This window comes from Ruegeria sp. C6, assembly GCF_056537625.1.
Window position 1 is genome coordinate 1,204,287 of sequence record NZ_JBQFRW010000001.1, and the last position, 19,961, is coordinate 1,224,247.

The following is a 19,961-nucleotide window of genomic DNA, read 5'->3' on the forward strand; positions in this document are numbered from 1 at the left end:
TGAATGTTGGAAGGCGTCATTCTAGCCTGCATGCGATTCCGGGGCCTATTCGGGATCGTCCCAACATATTTCATAGCGGAGACAAACAGTTGAAACGCATTTTTACACTCGGAGCAGCGATCGGCCTGTTGACTGCCAGCACCGGCTGGGCTGACACATTTCTGAAATACGGTGAGGTCGAAGGCTGGAAGGTTTTCATTGATCAGGACAAGAAATCCTGCCTGATCGAAGCGGTTGATGACGCTGAAAATGTCGTACAGATGGGCCTGACCGAAGATCGCGGCGTTGGCTATGTGGGCGTCTTCACCAAAGCCGAGACCAACATCAAGAATGGCGAGAAAGAGGCTGTTGCCATCCTTATCGGCGACAATATTTATGTCGGAGAAGCCACCGGTATGAAGGGGAACATCACCAAGGGCTATTCGGGCGGGTATGTTCTGTCAGACGACCCTCAGTTCGCAGATGATCTTGCCAAGAAGAAGGTGATGGTCGTTTTCCCGGAGAAAGAGTTCGCCTTCACCGTTGACCTGACTGGCACTTACAAAGCCATGGAGATGGCACGGAAGTGCAATGAAGAGCAGCTTTCGTAACAGCTAGTCTGAAAGCGCGGACATCAGCCGCGCTTTCTGCCCCTGATCATCTGGTTGCGAAATCACGGCGGCCAGATCTTCCAGCGACGCAATCGAATGCCCGGCGCGGAAGCTGTCGACATGTGGAAGCATTGTCGCCACACCCTGAGCTTTCGGTGCGAACCCGTCCCAGCGCAGCAATGGGTTCAGCCAAATTAGACGCCGCGACGACAGGTGTAGGCGCTCGATTTCCTTTTCCAGCATCTCGGGATCGCCCCGCTCTAACCCGTCGGTGATCAACAACACGACCGCCCCCTGCCCCATGACGCGCCGCGACCAGTCGCGATTGAACTGATGCAGGCATTCTCCGATCCGGGTTCCGCCTTCCCAGTCCTGCGCCTCGGCCCCAGCAGCGGCCAGCGCTGCATCGACATCACGTTGATGCAGATGGCGGGTGATGTTGGTCAGGCGTGTGCCAAACGTGAAGGCGTGCACTTTGGCCCAACCTGCGCCTTTGGCATTCGAAACCGCGTGTAGAAAGTGCAGAATGATCCGACTGTATTGGCTCATCGACCCGGAGATATCGCACAACGCCACCAAATTCGGCCAGCGAGGTTTGGGTTGCAAATGCGCGATATCGCGTAGTTCGCCACCCTGCCGCATCGCTGACCTAAGTGTCCGAGCGCGATCAATGCGGTGACCGAGGTGACTGGCCTGACCTCGGCGAGACTCGATGGGTTTGACCGGTAAGTTCAGGCGCGACAGCATGCGTTTGGCCTGCGCGATCTCGGATGTACTCATCTGTTCGAAATCGAGGTTGCGCAAGCGTTCTTCAGATGACGCGGTTTGGGTTGCGTCGATCTCGATCTCGCTTTCCTCTTGTTGCTCGGTTGATTCTGGCAAGTCGCGTTCGACGCCATCCAATAACGCCTCAGCCGCGCGCTTTTCAGCCGCATCCGCTTTGCGCTCCTCCTGAACACCGCGAATGGCGGGCAGCATCATGGACATCATATGTTCTAGATACCGCGGATCGCGCCAATAGAGGCGGAAGACTTGCGCAAAAACCGTTCGATGTTCCGGCCGGTTCACGAAACAGGCATGCAGCGTCCAGTAGAAATCTCTTTTCTCGGTGAACCCCGCAGCCTGCACCGCGCGGATCGCGTCAATCACGCGCCCAGTTCCTATCGGCAGTCCGGCCTTGCGCAAAGCGCGCGCAAAATGGGTGATGTTCTGGGCCAGTTTGGGGTTGTCCGGTATATCGAGTGGGAGTTGTTCGGCCATCAAACCCCCAAAGTATTTTCGAGCATATGAAGCATCAGGCTGGTTCGAGATCGGCTTTCGCCTGATCCAGAATGCGTTTGGCCTCGGACCCCTGCAACTTTTGGATGTCGTCCTGGTATTTCAGGATGGCACCCAACGTATCGCCGATTACTTCGGGACTGAGGTTGATAACGTCCAGCGCCAGCAGACACTTAGCCCAATCGATGGTCTCGGCCACCCCCGGTTTCTTGAACAAATCTTCAGTGCGCAAGCGCTGAACAAAGGCGACCACCTCACGGCTCAGCGCTTCTGCCGCTTCGGGAGCCCGTGCGTGCAGGATTTCGATTTCGCGCGCAAAGTCAGGGTAATCAACCCAATGATATAGGCAGCGGCGTTTCAGTGCGTCGTGTACTTCGCGCGTGCGGTTCGAGGTGACGATCACAATGGGCGGTTCTGGAGCTTTGACAGTACCAAGCTCGGGGATCGTGACCTGAAAGTCACTGAGCGCCTCCAGCAAGAAAGCCTCAAAGGGTTCGTCGGTCCGGTCCAATTCGTCAATTAGCAATACAGGTGCCCCATTGGCATCCGGACGCATGGCCTGCAGCAAGGGGCGTTCGATCAGATAATCATCCGAGAACAGCTCGGTCTGCAACGCGCCTCGGTCCGCCCCACCCGACGCTTCTGCGGTTCGGATCGCCACCATCTGGGCGGGGAAATTCCACTCATACACAGCGGAAGAGGCATCAAGGCCTTCGTAGCACTGCAACCTGATCAGGCGCCGCCCCAATCCTGCGGCCAGCGCCTTGGCGATCTCAGTCTTGCCGACGCCCGCCTCGCCTTCCAGAAATAGAGGTCGACTAAGTTTCAGCGAAAGAAACACAACCGTCGCCAAAGCCCGGCCACAGACATAACCCTCAGAGCCCAAAAGCTCTTGCACGGCATCGATGGAGTTTGGCTGTGTCATGAGTTCCCCTTTTTCCTGCGCCCCAACAGGTCATGACCACAACCAGAGGTCAAGACCACCATCCGTCAGTGACTTACGGCGATCTGTCTCATCGGCAAGGGCAAGAGGGTCTTTCACCACCCAAGCGGCTGTGTTAGCCGGGGGCTATGACCCAATCCCTGACGATCCGCCGCCCCGATGACTGGCATTTGCATCTGCGCGATGGCGCGATGCTGCAAGCCGTCTTGCCTGAAACCGCGCGCCATTTTGCCCGTGCCATCGTCATGCCGAATCTGGTTCCGCCCGTTGTCAAAGGTGACGACGCAGCAGCTTATCGGGACCGCATCCTTGCTGCTCTGCCAGAGGATATGACGTTTGAGCCGCTGATGACGCTCTACCTGACCGAAGACACGGACCCGGCGGATGTGGCCGCCGCACATGCAAGCGGTCTGATCAAGGCGGTCAAATTGTACCCAGCTGGGGCAACAACCAACTCGTCTTCGGGCGTTCGCGATTTCGACAAGGTACGCCCGGTGCTGGAGAAGATGGCCGAAATCGGTCTGCCGCTATGTGTGCACGGCGAAGTCACGGATGCCGAGATCGATATATTCGATCGCGAGGCGGTGTTCATCGACCGCGTTCTTGATCCGATTCGCAAAGCAACACCCGGACTGCGCGTGGTGATGGAGCACATCACGACGTCAAACGGCGTGGATTACGTCAAGGCGAATGAGAAAGATCTGGGTGCGACGATTACAACGCATCACCTGATCATCAACCGCAACCACATTCTGGTCGGCGGCATCAAGCCGCATTACTACTGCTTGCCGGTCGCCAAACGCGAAGAGCATCGGCTGGCGCTGTTGACCGCCGCGACCTCGGGCGACGCGCGTTTCTTCCTTGGCACAGACAGCGCGCCGCACACGGATGCTAACAAGGAAATGGCCTGTGGCTGCGCCGGCTGTTTCACTGCAACCAATACGATGTCACTGCTGGCCGAAATGTTCGAGCGCACAGATGCGTTGGACAAGCTAGAGGCGTTCACGTCACTCAACGGCCCGGCCTTCTATCGCCTGCCAGTGAACGAAGAGACCATCACGCTGACCAAAGTTCATGAGGTTATCTATCCCGCCAAAATCGAATGCGGCGAAGGCCCCGTGACCGTATTCGATCCGGGCTTTCCGCTGCATTGGCGCGTCGCTTAATCAGTTAGCCTTTCAGCCAAATCCGCTGCGCGCCCGCCGGTGCGTAGCATTGACCATATGGCGTCTGCCTCATCCCCCCCGATCAGCTTCGCCGCTTTCTCCCTGACGCGATCTTCGCGATCCGATAAAGACATCGGTGCCAGCAGATCATGGTTGGCCTCGCGGCGCGCGCCGTCCCGGCGTAACAGGGACAGATGGGCTTGTGTCTCGGATAGACTCTCATCCGCCTCGACCGTGATCCGGTCCCTTAAGGATTGCAGTCTTGGATCAGCACAAATCTTGTCGGAATAGCTCCCCGGCAGAGCTGTATCGTAGCCCATCGCCTGCATCGCGATCACCGTACGATAGGAAAACTTCGCACCCAAACCACTGGTCGGCTGCAGTTGATTGCACACGCTCATCCAGCGGGGGTGGGTTTTGATCTTGATCTCGGCCACTTCAGGTTCTGCAATATCGAGATCTCGCGCGGCCTCAAGCGCCGCGTGCAGGCCGTGGCAGCAGGCGTGGAACTTGTGGCTGACGCTTTCGAACAGCCACTCGTCCCCCAAACCATCAAGCGAGGCAGCTATGTCGCCTGCCCCCAAATGGGTCGCCCCAAATCCAAACGGGCCTTCCAAAGCGTCGGCTCCAGGTTGAAACCCGTTGCGGATCAACTGCGCGGCCTCGACCCCATTCGAAGCCGCAAGCCCAGCGTTATAGGGTTTGCCCATGGTTCCGAACTGCGATTTTTGCCCTGAAGCGCGGGTTGCGGTCAGACCCAGCAGATCCCGCATCTGTTTGACATCAAACGCCAGAATCCGACCTGCGGCAACTGCTGCCCCAAACGCACCCGCCGTGGCGGTTTGGTGGAAACCGGCCTGATAGTGACCACGGCCCAGCCAGAGGCCGACGCGAATCGAAAGCTCCATCCCGACAAGTGCCGCTTCGAGCAGATCGACCAACGGACGATCCTCCCATGCCGTAAGCGCCAGAGCGGCTGGGAACACGGCAACCGAAGGATGACCGATATGAGCGAAATGCGTGTCGTCATAATCAAGCGCATGAGAAATGGTACCATTCACCAGCGCCGCTGCGCGTAGCGGCGCATCACCGCCTCCGAACAAACGCGACTGTGCGGCACCGCTCTCGGAAAGAACCATCTGACGTATGATGCGGGAAACCGGCTCATCTGCGCCTGCCCGCCCCACAGCAAGCCAGTCCAACGCGGATAGAGATGTCACGATACGAGCCTGCGCCGTGGTCGACACAGAACCAGCAGCAAACTCGGCAAGGGCAGTTGTCAAATCGGTCATGTGGCGCAGTCTAGCGCGCGCCGCTCAGGCGTAAAGCCTCAGCCGTATAGGACGGCAGCACGTTGTTCGAATGCTCGGACGATACGGTGCATGGCTTCGTTGAAAACCACGCCAATGATTCCTTGCAGAACCGCGTTCTTGAATTCGAAATCAACGTGAAACGAGACGTTGCAGCCATCAACTGTATCCTCGAATTCCCAATCCGAGCGCATGTATTTGAACGGACCGTCCAGATACTCGGTATCGATCCGTTTCAGCTCATCAAATAGCGTGACCCGACTGCCAAAGCGTTCGCGGAACACCTTGAATGAAATAACCAGATCCGCTTCCATCACCTTGCCATCGCCCGCGGCATAGGTCCGACGGATACGGGCCGCAGCGCACCAAGGCAAAAATTCAGGGTATTTCGCCACATCCGCGACCAGATCATACATCTGCTGTGCGGTGTAAGGCAGCGGGCGGGTCTCGGAATGGGTTGGCATGATATCCGGGATTAACTGGTGACAATGGCGCGTGATTTCGTATGTTGCGCGCCAAAGATCAAGGGGGCAGCGATGAGCCAGCGCGCATATGTGATAGATGAGATGATCTCGGCCAAGGCAATTGCTGCCCGGATCGAAGAGCTTTGCCGCGAAATAACGGCTGAATTCGGCGGCACCGACAAGCTGGTCGTTGTCGGCCTGCTGCGCGGCAGCTTCGTCTTTATCGCTGATCTGGTGCGCGAGCTGGACCTGCCCATCGAGGTCGATTTTCTGGAGGCATCGTCCTACGGTGACTCGATGGAAAGCAGTCGAGAGGTTCGTATTCTTAAGGACTTACGCGGCGCTATTGAAGGGCGCGATGTTTTGGTGGTCGAGGATATCGTGGATACCGGCCATACCCTGAACCACGTCTCCAAGCTGCTCCGTACCCGCAAGCCACATCGGTTGAAATCCATCGCCCTTCTCGACAAACCCAGCCGGCGCGAGGTTGATTTCCGCTCGGACTGGATCGGGTTTGAAATCCCTGATGAATTTGTCGTGGGTTATGGCATCGACTATGCGCAGCGCAATCGCAACCTGCCGTTTATCGGCAAGGTTCGATTTGTGGAAGATCAGGACTGATGAGTCTGCGCCACTTTGTTCGCATGTCAAAATGGGGGCGAAACCCGCCGTCGGAACGGCGCGTGAAACTGGTGTTTGGCGCAATCCTTATCTGCCTGATGATTGCCGGAATTGAATATATGGGGTGGTGGCCCGAATGGGCAGAAAGCCAGCCCAGAAAACTCAGGCCTTGAGCGTTTGTTCGATAGCAGCCAGAAAAATATCTGTCCCGATCGGGATCAAAGCATCCGGGAAATCATAGTCGGGGTTGTGTAGCTGCGGATGATCCCGCCCCGCGCCTAGCCAGAACATGGCGCTTTTTGCACCTTTTCCGAACTGCCCGAAATCTTCCGAAAACCTTTGTGGGGTCGCAACCAGCTTGCAAGGAATGTCGCGGCTTTGGCAGGCCTCTGACAGGATCTGCACGGCTTCACCCGAATTTGTGCAAGCCTCAAACACATCGTCATAGGTGATTTCAACACCTAATCCCTGTGCCTGAGCACGTGTAGCCACCAGCTGTTCTGCGTCGCGGATCAGGCTTGCCATCCGGCTGTCCGAGACCGTGCGCAGGGTCACCCACAGTTCGGCCTGACCGGGTGCGATACCAAAAGTGGCCTCACCCAGCCTAGCATGGGTTACCGTTGTTAGCGCATATTCTGCATCCAGCGCCCCACCCTGCCCCAGAATGGCCAAAGCAGGCATAAGCTCTGCCAACGCACCGGCTGGCGACACTCCATCCTGAGGAGCCGCCGCGTGCGAGGTTTTGCCCGTCAAAACAATTCGCATCCCACGCGAGGCGCAATTCGCCGGACCCGAGCAAAGCTCAACCCCGCCCAATTCCAAACCCGGCAAATTGTGTAAAGAAAACACATAGTCCGGAGCGATATCCGCAAACTTGGGATCAGCACGATAGGCAATCGCACCTTGACCGGTTTCTTCGGCGGGTTGAAAAATCAGAACCACCCGCCCCTTGGTCGGACGCTTGTCCCCCAATACAAAGGCAACACCAAGCACCATCGCCATATGGCCATCATGCCCGCAAAGATGCCCCTTTCCGGGATGTTGCGACGCGTATCGGGCACTTGAGATTTCCTGGATCGGTAAACCGTCCAATTCACACCGGATTCCGATGGTAGGTCCGGGCTGTCCGCTATCATAAACCGCCGCGACACCGTGGCCACCGATACCTGTCAGCACCGCATCGGGATCACACGCCTGAAGCAAGTTCGAGATACTCGTCGCGGTTCCACGTTCCTCGCCCGATATCTCAGGCACTTGATGCAGTTCATGGCGCTTTTCGGTAAGCCAGGATTGAAGTTCGGGTTTCACCTCTGGTTCAACTTCTTTTGTCGAGCTTCGCGCAAACGGGCGAAATCATCGCCCGCATGGTAAGACGACCGGGTCAAAGGAGTTGCCGAGACCATAAGGAAACCTTTTCCGAACGCAGCTTTTTCATAGGCCGCAAACTCTTCGGGTGTAACAAAGCGGTCAATGCCATGATGCTTGGGTGTTGGCTGCAGATACTGGCCGATAGTCAGAAAATCGATATCCGCCGCGCGCATGTCATCCATGACCTGACGAACTTGCTGCTCGTCCTCGCCCAGTCCGACCATTATGCCGGATTTGGTGAAAATGGACGGGTCCATCTCTTTGACCCGCTGCAGCAAGCGCAATGAGTGGAAATATCGCGCACCGGGACGCACCTGAGGATAAAGGCCCGGCACCGTTTCAAGATTGTGATTGAACACATCTGGCTTGGCCTCGACCACAATCTCAAGCACCGAGGGATCGCATTTCAGGAAATCCGGCGTCAGAATCTCGATCGTAGTCTTGGGCGAGCGGTGGCGTACTGCGCGTATGGTTTGGGCGAAATGGTCAGCCCCACCATCCTGCAGGTCATCCCGGTCCACGGATGTGATGACCACATGGTTCAAACCCAGCTTCTGCACCGCATGCGCCACGCGACCCGGTTCAAATGCATCCAGAGTATCCGGCTTACCGGTCGCAATGTTGCAGAAGGTACAACCGCGCGTGCAAATCTCGCCCATGATCATCATGGTCGCGTGACCCTGGCTCCAGCACTCACCTACATTCGGGCATCCGGCTTCTTCGCAGACGGTGACCAGATTGTTGTCACGCATGATCCTATGCGTCTCGGCATAGCCCTTGCCACCCGGCGCTTTGACCCGAATCCAGTTCGGTTTGCGCGGAGCCGCATTGTCAGGTCGATGTGCCTTTTCGGGGTGTCTTTGCTCGGGTATTTTCAGATCACGCACGGCTGGCTTTCCTGACTTTGGGTCAATTTTCTTAGTTCATAACATAGACCGACTCATTTGGTTACACCAGCGGCGCATAGCCGCTATGCGGCACGTCTACGCTCGTGCAGCGAAAGTGACCACGAACATCATTTTACGCATTACTTATAATGCTTTATCGCCATCAAAGATATTATGCTTTTGCAGCATATATATCATTGAAGCCGAGTTAGAATCATTTTAACTCTCGCGGCAAACATATGTGAATCACAGGAGTTTGATGATGAAAACCGGTGCAAAACTGCCTGACGTAACCTTCCACACCCGTGTCCGCGATGAGGCCGTCGAAGGCCCCAACCCGTTCCGTTGGGAAGACAAGACAACTGCAGATTACTTTGCAGGCATGCGCGTTATCCTGTTCTCGCTGCCCGGCGCATTCACCCCGACATGCTCGACCTATCAATTGCCTGGTTTCGAAAAAGGCCACGGCGATTTTGCGGCCAAGGGCATCGATGCAATCTACTGCATGTCCGTCAACGACAGCTTTGTCATGAACAAATGGGCCGCCGATCAGGGTCTGGAAAACGTCAAGGTCATTCCTGATGGGTCCGGTGAGTTCACGCGTAAAATGGGCATGCTGGTCGACAAGGACAATCTGGGCTTTGGCATGCGCTCGTGGCGTTACGCAGCCATCGTCAACGATGGCGTTGTGGAGGCATGGTTCGAAGAGCCCGGCCTGATGGATAACTGCCCCGAAGACCCTTACGGCGTGTCGTCCCCAGAAAACCTGATGAAGCATCTGGACGAAGCCCGCGAACCGGCGCTGGCATAATCCTGTCATGCCCTACTTTGAAAGGCCCGCCATTTCGGCGGGCCTTTTTCGTTAGGTTCGAGTTTTAGCTACCACGTCTTCACCGACCTGCCGGATTACTTGCGCCAATCGATCGAACCACTCCTCCGCTCCGGTCGAGCTGCGACGCACCAGGCCAATGGTCCTCGCCGGTTGCGGCGCACCAAATCGCAACAATCGCAGACCAGGGACTGCATCCGTCTCGGCCTGCGCCGCAAGTTCAGGCATCAACGTCAGGCCAAACCCTTCGGCGACCAAACGCGACAACGTGGCAAGTGAGGACGCACCCATATTAATTTGGCCGCTGGTACGATCCTGACCGCAAACTTCTAGCGCCTGATCTGTCAGGCAGTGCCCGTCTTCCAACAGCATCAATTGCGCTGTCTTCAAGTCCACAGGCCGCAACTCTTCCGGGCTGATGGTCAATCGATTCAAGCGAGTCTGACTTCCTGCCAGCAAGAACCGATCTTCGAACAGTGGCTCTTCGTGGAAAGTTCCATTTCCCAGGGGCAGCGCCAGTACGGCGGCATCTATTTCGCCCAAGCCCAACATGGATAGCAGCCGCTCGGTCCGAGCCTCACGAATCTGAACCCGCAACGAGACATCCGCAGCCCGCAACCCGGCTAGCACCCCCGGCAGCAAATATGGTGCAACCGTAGGAATAATCCCGATCGACAGGGACCTATGGCCACCCGAATGGTCGCGTGCAAACCGGTCCAACCGTTCGGCCGCGTTCAGGACATGTTGGGCATAGTCCAAAACGTCTCGACCAAGTGGTGTCAACAGGATGTCGCGGGCCTGCCGTTCGAACAACGGCCCACCGATCGAGTCTTCCAGTGACTTGATTTGAACTGAAAGCGCAGGCTGCGAAACATGGCAGACCTGCGCGGCACGGCCAAAGTTACGCTGTTCGGCGACGGCCTGGAAATATTGCAGCTGGCGGAAGGTGAAATTCATAACCCCTGACTATCATTTGGGGTCATTTCCGCAAGGCCGGTATATGGCTGTATGAATCGTTCAGCCGATCATCCGATCCCGCTCGGTCTGGTCCTCGTAGTGGCGCTTCAGCCTTTGCAACGCGATCCGCAGAACGATCTTGCCTGATCGCGCAGACCAGCCCATCCGCTTTTCAGCCAGCTCAAGCCCTTCTAGATAGCAACAACAGCGCAGCGCGACGTCGCTCAAACCCGGCCCAAGGTCAGACAGCGCGCGAGCCACACGATCCCTGGCACCAGAAGGTCCTCGCCCCACATGGCTGTCCGAGGCAAAGTCACCGCGTCCACCGCCTGTCAGAAAGCGATCCCAATTTTGTGTGACCTGAGGTCCGATCTGGGCCAGTTCGAAATCCTCACGCAAGCGCTCGCCCGCGCTCACCAGAGTTTCATCCAGAAACGGCTTGCCATCCCGGTCGCGGCGGCGCGCCAAAGCGATCAGCGGGCTTTCCACAGTGCTGTAACGGACGCGAGGCTGTGATGGCGCCCTTGCACCCGCAGTTGCGGGTTTGAATGCGGCCTGCGCTTCCGCCATGCCAAATTCATTCTGCGTGCGCGCTCGATTTTCGGCCTCGGCAATCAAATGACTTAGCGCAGCCCTGCCCGGGGTTGAAATCCGGTAGCGCGAGATTCGACCCGGACTATCGCATGAAATCCAATCATTCAGCGCCAGAGCCTGCGCGATCCGGCAATCTACAACTGCTGTTTTGGTAGTTCCTCCTTTGCCGTTGTCCCGAACCACAACAGCCTTGTCCATATCCTCGGCCACGGCAAGCACGGCACCGGATTCACACATGCGCCTCAGTACACGCAGCGACTCGCGCTCGAATTCGTCGTCTTGGGCTTCGGGCCGTCCTGCCTCAGACGTCAGGATTGCAAATGAAGAACCTGTGCGCTCCATTGGCGCAAAGTGTGACTGGGCCAGAGAATGCAGAGCTGCATCCACCAAAGGATCGTCCCTGCGCATCTCAACCCTGCGGATCTGACGCAGAATGGTCGAGGCATGGCACCCTGCGGACCGCGCAATATCCCGGATAGATCGCCCTGACTCCGTATGGTCCAGATATCGTTGCGCCCCTTCGGGAACCCATGCCGGAACAGTGAATGCCACGCTGTTTTCCATATTTCTTCGCCCTCGTCGACAAAACAAACTGACAGTTTTAGCCGTCGGATTCTTAGTTAACCAAATCTAACTAGAGTTGCTTTCGTTACTCGTTCGTTAATCACTGACGGCACAGAGCAGAATTGATTCAAAAAGATAAACAGTGGTGAAACCATAGTTCGGGGTGATCCCGCACAAGGCAACACCCGCTTAGGTTGTGTCACATTTCAGACAGCGAAATTGAAAAAGAAGGAAAGCTGCCGTGCAGGACCTGATGACCATGATCACCACACTCCGCCGCCCGCGATTACTGGCCCGTGCCGCCAAGATCGGGGTGCAGGACTATAATCGCGACCGCCACCTGCAACGGCTTCTTGGATATGGATCAACACCGGGCACTGGTGCAGCGTTGATCCGTTTGCTGGAATTGGAGCGTGAGATTAACGCGCAACGCATCGAAGAAGACGCGGCCTATTCACTGGTGCGCCATCTTGATCTGCTGATTGCATTAAATGGCGAAGCGCAACTGTATCAGGCCAGTCGCGCCACGCAGTATCAGTAATCAGGTGAACGCGTCCGGCATCGATGCTTTCTTTTCGGCAACATATGCGTCGAGCGCAGCCTTTACATCAGGGTCAAGCTGCGGCTGCTGGTAGTTCGCCAACAGATGCTCAACCCGTGCCGAAGCCAGCGTCCGTGTATCGCGGGCGCCTTCTTCTTCCCAGGTCTCAAACGGCTTATAATCCAAGAGATCGGTTTTCCAGAACGCTTCCTTGAAGTTGGCTTGCGTATGGGCACAACCCAAATAGTGACCTCCGGGACCGACTTCGCGGATGGCGTCCATCGCCTGTGCATTCTCATCATAGGCCACACCTTTGGCCAATCCGTGCAAGACGCCCAACTGATCGGCATCCATGACGAATTTCTCGAAATCCGCCACCAAGCCGCCTTCGAGCCAACCGCAGGAATGCAGCATGAAATTCACGCCCGACATAAGACCCATGTTCAACGAATTCGCGGTCTCATACGCAGCTTGCGCATCCGGCAATTTTGAACCACAGAACGAACCCGCAGAGCGATATGGTAGACCCAGTCGGCGCGCCAACTGACCCGCGCCATAAGTGACGTGCGAAGCCTCTGGGGTGCCAAAGGTCGGCGCTCCTGAATTCATGTCGATCGACGATACGAACGCCCCAAAGATCGCAGGAGCACCCGGACGGATGATCTGGCTATATGCTACACCTGCCATGACCTCGGCCAGAACCTGCGTCAGCGTGCCCGCGACCGAAACCGGTGCCATAGCACCACCCACGATGAACGGCGAAATAATGCAGGCCTGATTGTTTGCGGCATAAACTTCCAGAGAACCCATCATCACGTCGTCAAAGGTCATCGGCGAGTTGATGTTGGTCAAAGATGTCATCACGGTGTTGTTCTGCACGAACTCTTTGCCGAACAGGATCTCGCACATCTCGATCGAATCCTGCGCCCGGCTGGGATCAGTGACCGAACCCATGAACGGTTTGTCGGACAGAGTCATATGCGCCATCAGCATGTCCAAATGGCGCTTGTTTACCGGAATATCTGTCGGTTCGCAGACCGTACCGCCCGAATGGTGCAGCCACTTGGACATGTAGGCCAGCTTCACGAACTTGTTGAAATCGTCCATTGTCGCGTAACGACGTCCGCCTTGCGCATCGCGTACAAACGGAGGACCATAGACCGGAGCCAGAACCATATTGCGGCCGCCGATGACTACCGATTTCTCGGGATTGCGGGCGTGCTGGGTAAATTCGCTAGGGGCGGTCTTGATCAGCTCACGTGCCAGGCCGCGCGGCAGGCGGACGCGCTCACCATCCACATCTGCACCCGCGTCTTTCCAGCGCTCAAGCGCTGCCGGATTGTCTACGAAATTGACGCCAATCTCAGCCAATACGGTTTCCGCATTGGTTTCGATAATCTCCAGCGCCTCTTCGTTGAGGACCTCGAAATTGGGGATATTGCGTTCGATATATTTCGCGGTTTCGATCTTGACCGCCGTACGCTCGGCACGACGGGCGGCACCACCGCCACCCCGTGCCCTGCGCCGGGTGTTTGCCTCTGCCATTGAGTAAATCCCGTGATTGGTTGGTTTGGTAGATGTGTTACATGAACGGCAAACTCCGCCACAGGTAGTTTACGGCGCTCTAGAGGTAAAAGCGACATGAACTGTAGGCCACAGCGACATATGTCTGTCAGTCCCTACTTTGCCCATTTCTGCATGACGACAGAATTCCCTGCCTCCTCGACCTCCACCCAACCCAGATGGGTGTACATTTCACGGGTCGCGTGCATCAATCGGTGAGTCCGCAAGCGCAGGATAGAAAGCCCAAGCTCAACAGCCTCAGCTTCAGCAACTGCAAGTAATTGCCGCGCAACACCTTTGCCCTGAGCCTCTGGCGAAACGGCGAGATTGAATATCATCATAGCCTCGGCCTGTTGATCAAATATGATGACACCGAGAAGTGTACCGTCCACTTCAGCAATGACGACCTGATGCTCTGCGATCTCTTCCTCGATACCAGACGCAACATCCGGCAGATCGACAATGTCTCTCATCGCATCGGCATAAGCGCTTGCGATACAAACTTGTATCGACTTGGCGTCGCTTCGTTCGGCAGTTCTGAGTTTTATGGTGGTCATGTATCAGCCTCCTCGCTGAATTGACGTCATTACGCTTGCACAAGCAAGGCTTGCGACCTAATAGCCAATCATGACCCAAGACAGCCATGACCGCCTTTTGATCATCGACTTCGGCAGCCAGGTGACGCAGCTTATTGCCCGCCGCTTGCGCGAACTGAACGTCTATTGCGAAATCCACCCCTACCAGAACGTCACGATGGATTTCGTGCGAGAGATGGCGCCCAAGGCCGTCATTTTTTCGGGCGGCCCTGACAGTGTTACGCGCGAGGGTTCACCCCGCGCCCCGCAAGAGATTTTTGACTACGGCGTGCCGATCCTGGGCATCTGTTATGGTCAGCAGGTGATGATGCATCAACTGGGCGGCAAGGTTGAAAGCGGGCACGGCACTGCAGAGTTTGGCCGCGCATTTGTTACTCCGAATAATCGGCTTGATATCCTTGATGGCTGGTTCGCCGAGGGTGACGAACAGGTCTGGATGAGCCACGGCGATCATGTCAGCGAAATCGCTCCGGGTTTTGAGGTGTTCGGTACTTCACCCAACGCGCCGTACGCCATCACGGCCGACGCCTCGCGTCATTTCTATGCGGTGCAATTTCACCCCGAGGTTCATCACACACCCAAGGGTGCAAAGCTCTATGAGAATTTTGTCAAACTGGCAGGGTTCAAGGGCGATTGGACCATGGGGGCTTATCGGGACGAGATGATACGCAAAATCCGCGAACAGGTCGGGGACAAAAAAGTCATTTGTGGCTTGTCTGGCGGTGTCGACAGCTCGGTTGCGGCGATCCTGATACATGAGGCGATTGGCGATCAGCTGACCTGCGTGTTTGTCGACCATGGGCTGCTACGCAAGAACGAGGCTGCCGAAGTCGTCGGCATGTTCCGCGACAATTACAATATCCAGTTGATCCACGCGGACGAAAGCGAACTGTTCCTGGGTGAACTTGATGGACAATCCGATCCTGAAACCAAGCGCAAGATTATCGGTAAGCTGTTCATCGACGTGTTCCAGAAACACGCCGATACAATCGACGGCGCCGAGTTCTTGGCACAGGGCACCCTGTATCCAGATGTGATTGAATCCGTGTCGTTTTCGGGCGGTCCATCTGTGACCATCAAATCGCACCACAATGTGGGTGGCCTGCCTGAAAAGATGGGTTTGAAGCTGGTCGAGCCTCTGCGTGAACTCTTCAAGGACGAGGTCCGCGCGTTGGGCCGCGAGTTGGGCCTGCCCGACAGCTTCATCGGTCGCCACCCCTTCCCCGGCCCCGGCCTTGCCATTCGCTGCCCGGGTGAGATAACTCGCGAAAAGCTTGAGATCCTGCGCGAAGCCGATGCCATCTATATCGACCAGATTCGCAAACATGGTCTGTATGATGAGATTTGGCAGGCCTTTGTCGCCATTCTTCCGGTGCGCACAGTCGGTGTAATGGGGGATGGACGAACATACGATTATGCCTGCGCCCTCCGCGCGGTCACATCCGTCGATGGCATGACAGCGGACTACTATCCGTTCAGCCACGAATTCCTCGGTGAAACCGCCACGCGTATCATCAACGAAGTCAAGGGCATCAACCGATGCACTTACGACATCACCTCAAAACCTCCCGGAACGATTGAATGGGAATGATTTTCCCCCTCGATAGTGCTGAAATGCACCGCATTTGACGGGAGAAGGACAATTCGATGAGCAACTACTCGGTACATGAAACGGCAATCGTCGATGAAGGCGCGCAGATCGGAGATGGCTGCCGAATCTGGCATTGGGTGCACATCTGCGGCGGCGCCAAACTGGGCCGAAATGTTTCACTCGGGCAGAATGTCTTCGTTGGGAACAAGGTCATAATTGGCGACGATTGCAAAATTCAGAACAACGTTTCGATCTATGACAACATCACGCTGGAAGATGGCGTATTCTGTGGGCCGAGCATGGTGTTCACGAATGTGTACAACCCGCGTTCATTGATCGAACGAAAGGCCGAATACCGCAATACTCTGGTAAAGAAAGGGGCCACGCTGGGCGCCAATTGCACGATCGTTTGCGGTGCCACAATCGGGGAATACGCGTTTATCGGCGCAGGTGCCGTTGTTAATGCTGACGTGAAGCCATACGCACTGATGGTGGGCGTCGCTGCAAAACAGATTGGCTGGATGAGCGAGTATGGCGAGCAGTTGGATTTACCTCTCACTGGTCGTGGTGAGGTTACCTGCCCTCATACCGGTGCTCGATACGTGTTGAACGGCGATTCGGTCAGCAAAGCTCTGCCGACCACCTGAGTATCAGTGCCAGCACGCCGAACGGCTAAGAACCCCTTTTATTTGCGGGTTCGCGTCAGAATACTGGCATCATCTAAGCCGCTCACGCAATGCGATCATAGACGGCCAGACTTACATTTAGCCTTGCTTCATCGGGTAAAACGCAATCTATTCAGCCCGTTGCACCACGGCACATGTAAGAGATCTCATGAACAGCAATAAAATGCAGATCGGTAAGGCGGCGCTGTGGATGACAGGGGCGATCGCCTCATTCACATCGATGGCCATTGCCGGCCGCGAGCTGAGCGTGACGCACGACACCTTTGAGATCATGTTCTATCGCAGCCTAGTTGGTATCTGCGTGGTGGCAATCGTCCTCTCGGCTTCACGCAAATGGCATCAGGTAACCACCGAACGTATTGGTTTGCATGGTATTCGAAACGTGTTGCATTTCACCGGGCAGAACCTGTGGTTCTATGCAGTAACGGTGATCCCGTTGGCCCAGGTCTTTGCACTCGAATTCACTCAGCCCATCTGGGTGATCCTGCTGTCCCCACTGCTGCTGCACGAGAGGTTGACCGCTTTGCGTCTGACCGCAGCCCTGATCGGATTTGCCGGGATTCTCATTGTGGCCCGTCCAGGAGCCGCCACACTTAGTCCCGGCGTTATTGCTGCGGCCGCATCTGCGATTTTCTTCGCGTTAACAGCAATATCGACCAAGTCCTTAACGCGCACAGCCAGCATCGGATGCATTATGTTCTGGCTTACTTTGATGCAGGCCGGTTTGGGTCTGGTTGCATCAGGTTTGGATGGGCAAATCACACTTCCAACCTTAACGACTGCGCCGCTTCTTTTGCTTGTCGGCTTGGCAGGCCTATTGGCCCACTACTGTATTACCAATGCCCTGGCCATCGCGCCTGCGACCGTGGTCGTGCCGTTTGATTTTGCACGCCTTCCGACCATCGCGATCCTCGGGATGGTCCTTTATCACGAGCCGCTGGATCACTGGACGCTTCTGGGGGCCGTGGTGATCTTTGCCGGGATTTTCCTGAACGTTTGGTCCGAGAACCGTAGCAATTCAGCAACACCCGCATAGAGCTATTTTGCTGAATAACGCTCCGTCACCGGTTGACCCAATTTTAAAGTTTAAGACAGTAAAAAGCGGTAACGAGGCCGAATACGCCCAATGAGGATGCGTATAACAGGCAATTTGGACAGTGTAGGGAGGAATATATGAAACGAGTGTTGTTGCACACATGCGCGTTGTGCATTGGGGCAACCGCGGCGCAGGCCGGCGGCCTAGACCGAAGTGGGCAAGGTGTTAACATCCTGTTCGAAGAGGGATCTGTCGTGCAGTTTCGGCTTGGGTATACAAAGCCGGATGTAAGCGGATCGATGGAGGATCAAATCCCGACCAGCCCGACGTTTGGGGAAACGATTGACTCGGGCAATGTCTCGAACAGCTTTTTCACGCCGCATCTGGCATACAAGACTTCTTTGACTGAAAAGCTCGACTTCGCGCTGGTTTATGACGAGCCGTTTGGCGCGGATATCGACTATTCTTCGGATTATCCCTTGTCGCAGAATGTCTTGGCTCTGGCAGGTCTTCCCGGAGCAACAACTGACGTGCTTCGCGCAAAAGCAGATACCGATGCGATCACGGCTTTGCTTCGCTACAAATTGGATGGTGGCTTCAGTGTTATCGGTGGTCTCCGCGCCCAGCGTCTGAAAGCAAGTGTTTCAGTTCCGATCGCTGGTGCAAGCACAACACCATTCGCGTCCGGCGGATACCGCGTTGAAACCGATGCCGAGATCGATTTCGGTTACGTTGTCGGTGTTGCTTGGGAACGGCCAGATATCGCCGCACGGGTCGCTCTGACCTATAACTCGAAAATCACACATGATCTATCGCAGACCGAAGCGAACGATGCCATCACTGGAATTGTTCCACCCGGAATACCCGTCGTGGGTCGCGTCAGCGCCGATTCATCGACCGAGGTTGTGACGCCTCAATCGGTCAATCTCGATTTCCAGACAGGTGTCGCGCCAAAAACGCTGTTGTTTGGTTCGATCCGTTGGGTTGACTGGCCGCAAACCGTGTACGCACCGCCGGTCTATACTGGTCTGACAGGTATTAACCTGGTCGACTACGAAGAGGCGACATGGACCTACTCACTGGGTCTCGGCTATCAGTTCAGCGAAGAATTCTCTGGCGCGGTAACGCTGGGTTACGAGAGCTCTCAGGGGAACTCGGTCTCGAACCTAGGCCCGACGGATGGGTTCTGGAGTATCGGTCTGGGCGGCACTTACTCTCTTGAAAAGGCCAAGATTTCCGGTGGTGTACGCTATACGGATATTGGGGATGCCACTGCCAACGGTACTGGCCCCGATAACCGTGCCACGTTCACTGGCAACAGCGCATGGAGCGTTGGTATTCAGGTGACTTACGCGCTGAACTAAAGCAGATGCAAATGTGCATATTAAGCCCCGCCATCTCGGTGGGGCTTTTTCGCATGTTCCGGGTCGATATTCTGATTGAGAGATGCCAGAACAAGCCATGACTTCTCAGAAAACACTCACAGCTCGCACTTGGTCCGAATTGATACTGCTTGGTGTCATTTGGGGAATGTCATTCCTTGCGATCCGAATCGCACTTGATACGATTCCCGTCATAACATCAGTTTTCCACAGGGTTTTTTGGGCAGCGCTGGCGTTGTGGATCGTCATCATCTTTCAACGCCAACCGGTCCCGAGCGATCCGAAGGTCTGGGGTATTTTTCTGATCATGGGGCTGTTGAACAATGTCCTGCCATTCTCGCTTATGGCCTGGGGGCAGCTCTATGTCGAAACTGGGCTGACATCGATTCTGAACGCTGCCACCGCGATCTTCGGCGTCCTTTTAGCGGCCTTGTTTTTTCGCGACGAGAGGCTGACCAAAACCCGCCTCCTTGGCGTAGGGCTTGGGTTTCTGGGCGTTTCAATCACAATTGGCCTCAGACAGTTTAGCAACCTAAACCCAAGCAACCTGGGTCAGGTTGCGATCCTGGCTGGGACGCTTTCTTATGCGTTTGCAGCCATCTGGGCGCGTAGCCACATGAGCGCCCTTCCCCCTAAGATCGCCGCGGCAGGTATGTTGACCGGATCCGCGATCCTGATGACGCCTGTTATGTTGTTGGTCGATGGAGTTCCTACCTTCACCCTGCCCCTGCAAACTTGGCTGGCAATCGCCTATTACGCCCTGCTGGCGACAGCCGGAGCCTATTTGCTGTACTATCGGGTGCTACAACAAGCAGGCAGCGGCAATGTTCTGCTCGTAACGCTCATCATTCCGCCAATCGCAATCCTAATGGGTGCTTTGGTGCGCGATGAAGCTTTGCCACCACGTGCTTTTGTCGGCTTTACGGTACTGGCGATCGGCTTGCTCATCCTCAGCCGATCTCGCCGACGCGATTGACGCCGCCAGCGGCCCGTTT

General features: G+C 56.0%; 20 protein-coding genes. 10 read left to right on the forward strand and 10 right to left on the reverse strand.

The annotated features are described in order from the left end of the window. Positions 1–89 precede the first annotated feature (89 nt). Positions 90–590 (forward strand): hypothetical protein, encoded by a 501-nt coding sequence (locus tag ACR0MJ_RS06010; protein WP_480759861.1) that lies wholly within the window; start codon positions 90–92, stop codon positions 588–590. Between the two features lie 3 nt (positions 591–593). Here ACR0MJ_RS06010 and ACR0MJ_RS06015 read toward each other — a convergent pair whose 3' ends face one another. Together ACR0MJ_RS06015 and ACR0MJ_RS06020 are read right to left on the reverse strand one after the other, a co-directional pair. After that, the gene (locus ACR0MJ_RS06015) at positions 594–1,850 is read right to left on the reverse strand and encodes a vWA domain-containing protein (RefSeq protein ID WP_480759865.1); all 1,257 of its coding nucleotides are present in this window, start codon (positions 1,848–1,850) and stop codon (positions 594–596) included. A 34-nt stretch (positions 1,851–1,884) separates the two neighbouring features. Then, the gene (locus ACR0MJ_RS06020; RefSeq protein WP_480759868.1) at positions 1,885–2,793 is read right to left on the reverse strand and encodes an AAA family ATPase; all 909 of its coding nucleotides are present in this window, start codon (positions 2,791–2,793) and stop codon (positions 1,885–1,887) included. 146 nt (positions 2,794–2,939) lie between these two features. Between ACR0MJ_RS06020 and pyrC the strand changes: the two genes are divergently transcribed. After that, entirely contained in the window at positions 2,940–3,977 is a 1,038-nt protein-coding gene (gene pyrC, locus ACR0MJ_RS06025; RefSeq protein WP_480759871.1) for a dihydroorotase, read from the forward strand. Here the strand turns inward: pyrC and ACR0MJ_RS06030 are convergent. Then, positions 3,974–5,269, reverse strand: coding sequence for an MmgE/PrpD family protein (locus ACR0MJ_RS06030; RefSeq protein WP_480759874.1), 1,296 nt, complete (start codon positions 5,267–5,269; stop codon positions 3,974–3,976). The two genes, pyrC and ACR0MJ_RS06030, sit on opposite strands and share 4 nt — an antisense overlap. Before the next feature lie 38 nt (positions 5,270–5,307). Then, a complete protein-coding gene (locus tag ACR0MJ_RS06035; protein WP_170510230.1) occupies positions 5,308–5,751 on the reverse strand; it encodes a type II toxin-antitoxin system RatA family toxin in 444 nt (147 codons plus the stop codon). A gap of 72 nt (positions 5,752–5,823) precedes the next feature. Between ACR0MJ_RS06035 and hpt the strand changes: the two genes are divergently transcribed. Continuing rightward, on the forward strand, positions 5,824–6,372 hold the full coding sequence (gene hpt / locus ACR0MJ_RS06040) for a hypoxanthine phosphoribosyltransferase (protein ID WP_010439696.1): 549 nt from the start codon (positions 5,824–5,826) through the stop codon (positions 6,370–6,372). Positions 6,373–6,534: 162 nt separating this feature from the next. On the opposite strand, the gene ACR0MJ_RS06045 is transcribed toward hpt, so the two are convergent. Both ACR0MJ_RS06045 and lipA read right to left on the reverse strand, forming a co-directional pair. Then, positions 6,535–7,680 carry an amidohydrolase gene (locus tag ACR0MJ_RS06045; RefSeq protein ID WP_170595785.1) on the reverse strand — a complete coding sequence of 382 codons (1,146 nt, stop codon included), beginning with the start codon at positions 7,678–7,680 and terminating at the stop codon, positions 6,535–6,537. Continuing rightward, positions 7,677–8,627, reverse strand: coding sequence for a lipoyl synthase (gene lipA / locus ACR0MJ_RS06050; protein WP_480759878.1), 951 nt, complete (start codon positions 8,625–8,627; stop codon positions 7,677–7,679). The genes ACR0MJ_RS06045 and lipA overlap by 4 nt, the downstream gene beginning before the upstream one ends. Before the next feature lie 262 nt (positions 8,628–8,889). Here lipA and ACR0MJ_RS06055 point away from each other — a divergent pair, with 262 nt between their 5' ends. Next, positions 8,890–9,438 (forward strand): redoxin family protein, encoded by a 549-nt coding sequence (locus ACR0MJ_RS06055; protein ID WP_480759881.1) that lies wholly within the window; start codon positions 8,890–8,892, stop codon positions 9,436–9,438. 51 nt (positions 9,439–9,489) lie between these two features. On the opposite strand, the gene ACR0MJ_RS06060 is transcribed toward ACR0MJ_RS06055, so the two are convergent. Together ACR0MJ_RS06060 and ACR0MJ_RS06065 are read right to left on the reverse strand one after the other, a co-directional pair. Continuing rightward, entirely contained in the window at positions 9,490–10,413 is a 924-nt protein-coding gene (locus ACR0MJ_RS06060) for a hydrogen peroxide-inducible genes activator (protein WP_170562940.1), read from the reverse strand. A gap of 60 nt (positions 10,414–10,473) precedes the next feature. Beyond that, a complete protein-coding gene (locus ACR0MJ_RS06065; protein ID WP_480759883.1) occupies positions 10,474–11,571 on the reverse strand; it encodes a DUF6456 domain-containing protein in 1,098 nt (365 codons plus the stop codon). A gap of 241 nt (positions 11,572–11,812) precedes the next feature. Between ACR0MJ_RS06065 and ACR0MJ_RS06070 the strand changes: the two genes are divergently transcribed. Next, positions 11,813–12,112, forward strand: a complete 300-nt coding sequence (locus ACR0MJ_RS06070) for a DUF6477 family protein (RefSeq protein ID WP_170510658.1) — start codon at positions 11,813–11,815, stop codon at positions 12,110–12,112. Here ACR0MJ_RS06070 and ACR0MJ_RS06075 read toward each other — a convergent pair whose 3' ends face one another. Then, a complete protein-coding gene (locus ACR0MJ_RS06075) occupies positions 12,113–13,657 on the reverse strand; it encodes a trimethylamine methyltransferase family protein (protein ID WP_170393250.1) in 1,545 nt (514 codons plus the stop codon). A gap of 134 nt (positions 13,658–13,791) precedes the next feature. Beyond that, positions 13,792–14,232, reverse strand: coding sequence for a GNAT family N-acetyltransferase (locus tag ACR0MJ_RS06080; protein WP_480759887.1), 441 nt, complete (start codon positions 14,230–14,232; stop codon positions 13,792–13,794). A gap of 70 nt (positions 14,233–14,302) precedes the next feature. Here ACR0MJ_RS06080 and guaA point away from each other — a divergent pair, with 70 nt between their 5' ends. From guaA to ACR0MJ_RS06105, 5 genes are all read left to right on the forward strand, one after another. Further along, the gene (guaA, locus tag ACR0MJ_RS06085; RefSeq protein WP_170421311.1) at positions 14,303–15,862 is read left to right on the forward strand and encodes a glutamine-hydrolyzing GMP synthase; all 1,560 of its coding nucleotides are present in this window, start codon (positions 14,303–14,305) and stop codon (positions 15,860–15,862) included. Between the two features lie 56 nt (positions 15,863–15,918). Continuing rightward, complete coding sequence (locus ACR0MJ_RS06090; protein WP_170393253.1) at positions 15,919–16,509, forward strand: acyltransferase; 591 nt, start codon at positions 15,919–15,921, stop codon at positions 16,507–16,509. A 187-nt stretch (positions 16,510–16,696) separates the two neighbouring features. After that, a complete protein-coding gene (locus ACR0MJ_RS06095; protein ID WP_480759893.1) occupies positions 16,697–17,584 on the forward strand; it encodes a DMT family transporter in 888 nt (295 codons plus the stop codon). A 137-nt stretch (positions 17,585–17,721) separates the two neighbouring features. Further along, the gene (locus ACR0MJ_RS06100; protein ID WP_170393255.1) at positions 17,722–18,948 is read left to right on the forward strand and encodes an OmpP1/FadL family transporter; all 1,227 of its coding nucleotides are present in this window, start codon (positions 17,722–17,724) and stop codon (positions 18,946–18,948) included. Positions 18,949–19,045: 97 nt separating this feature from the next. After that, positions 19,046–19,942, forward strand: a complete 897-nt coding sequence (locus ACR0MJ_RS06105) for a DMT family transporter (protein WP_480759895.1) — start codon at positions 19,046–19,048, stop codon at positions 19,940–19,942. Positions 19,943–19,961: the final 19 nt, after the last annotated feature.

Bases quoted from the DNA above. Each gene is read 5' to 3' on its own strand.
- ACR0MJ_RS06015 (WP_480759865.1), bottom strand. From the start codon at position 1,850: ATGGCCGAACAACTCCCACTCGATATACCGGACAACCCCAAACTGGCC.
- ACR0MJ_RS06020 (WP_480759868.1), bottom strand. From the start codon at position 2,793: ATGACACAGCCAAACTCCATCGATGCCGTGCAAGAGCTTTTGGGCTCT.
- pyrC (WP_480759871.1), top strand. From the start codon at position 2,940: ATGACCCAATCCCTGACGATCCGCCGCCCCGATGACTGGCATTTGCAT.
- ACR0MJ_RS06030 (WP_480759874.1), bottom strand. From the start codon at position 5,269: ATGACCGATTTGACAACTGCCCTTGCCGAGTTTGCTGCTGGTTCTGTG.
- ACR0MJ_RS06035 (WP_170510230.1), bottom strand. From the start codon at position 5,751: ATGCCAACCCATTCCGAGACCCGCCCGCTGCCTTACACCGCACAGCAG.
- hpt (WP_010439696.1), top strand. From the start codon at position 5,824: ATGAGCCAGCGCGCATATGTGATAGATGAGATGATCTCGGCCAAGGCA.
- ACR0MJ_RS06055 (WP_480759881.1), top strand. From the start codon at position 8,890: ATGAAAACCGGTGCAAAACTGCCTGACGTAACCTTCCACACCCGTGTC.
- ACR0MJ_RS06060 (WP_170562940.1), bottom strand. From the start codon at position 10,413: ATGAATTTCACCTTCCGCCAGCTGCAATATTTCCAGGCCGTCGCCGAA.
- ACR0MJ_RS06065 (WP_480759883.1), bottom strand. From the start codon at position 11,571: ATGGAAAACAGCGTGGCATTCACTGTTCCGGCATGGGTTCCCGAAGGG.
- ACR0MJ_RS06075 (WP_170393250.1), bottom strand. From the start codon at position 13,657: ATGGCAGAGGCAAACACCCGGCGCAGGGCACGGGGTGGCGGTGGTGCC.
- ACR0MJ_RS06080 (WP_480759887.1), bottom strand. From the start codon at position 14,232: ATGACCACCATAAAACTCAGAACTGCCGAACGAAGCGACGCCAAGTCG.
- guaA (WP_170421311.1), top strand. From the start codon at position 14,303: ATGACCCAAGACAGCCATGACCGCCTTTTGATCATCGACTTCGGCAGC.
- ACR0MJ_RS06090 (WP_170393253.1), top strand. From the start codon at position 15,919: ATGAGCAACTACTCGGTACATGAAACGGCAATCGTCGATGAAGGCGCG.
- ACR0MJ_RS06095 (WP_480759893.1), top strand. From the start codon at position 16,697: ATGAACAGCAATAAAATGCAGATCGGTAAGGCGGCGCTGTGGATGACA.
- ACR0MJ_RS06100 (WP_170393255.1), top strand. From the start codon at position 17,722: ATGAAACGAGTGTTGTTGCACACATGCGCGTTGTGCATTGGGGCAACC.
- ACR0MJ_RS06105 (WP_480759895.1), top strand. From the start codon at position 19,046: ATGACTTCTCAGAAAACACTCACAGCTCGCACTTGGTCCGAATTGATA.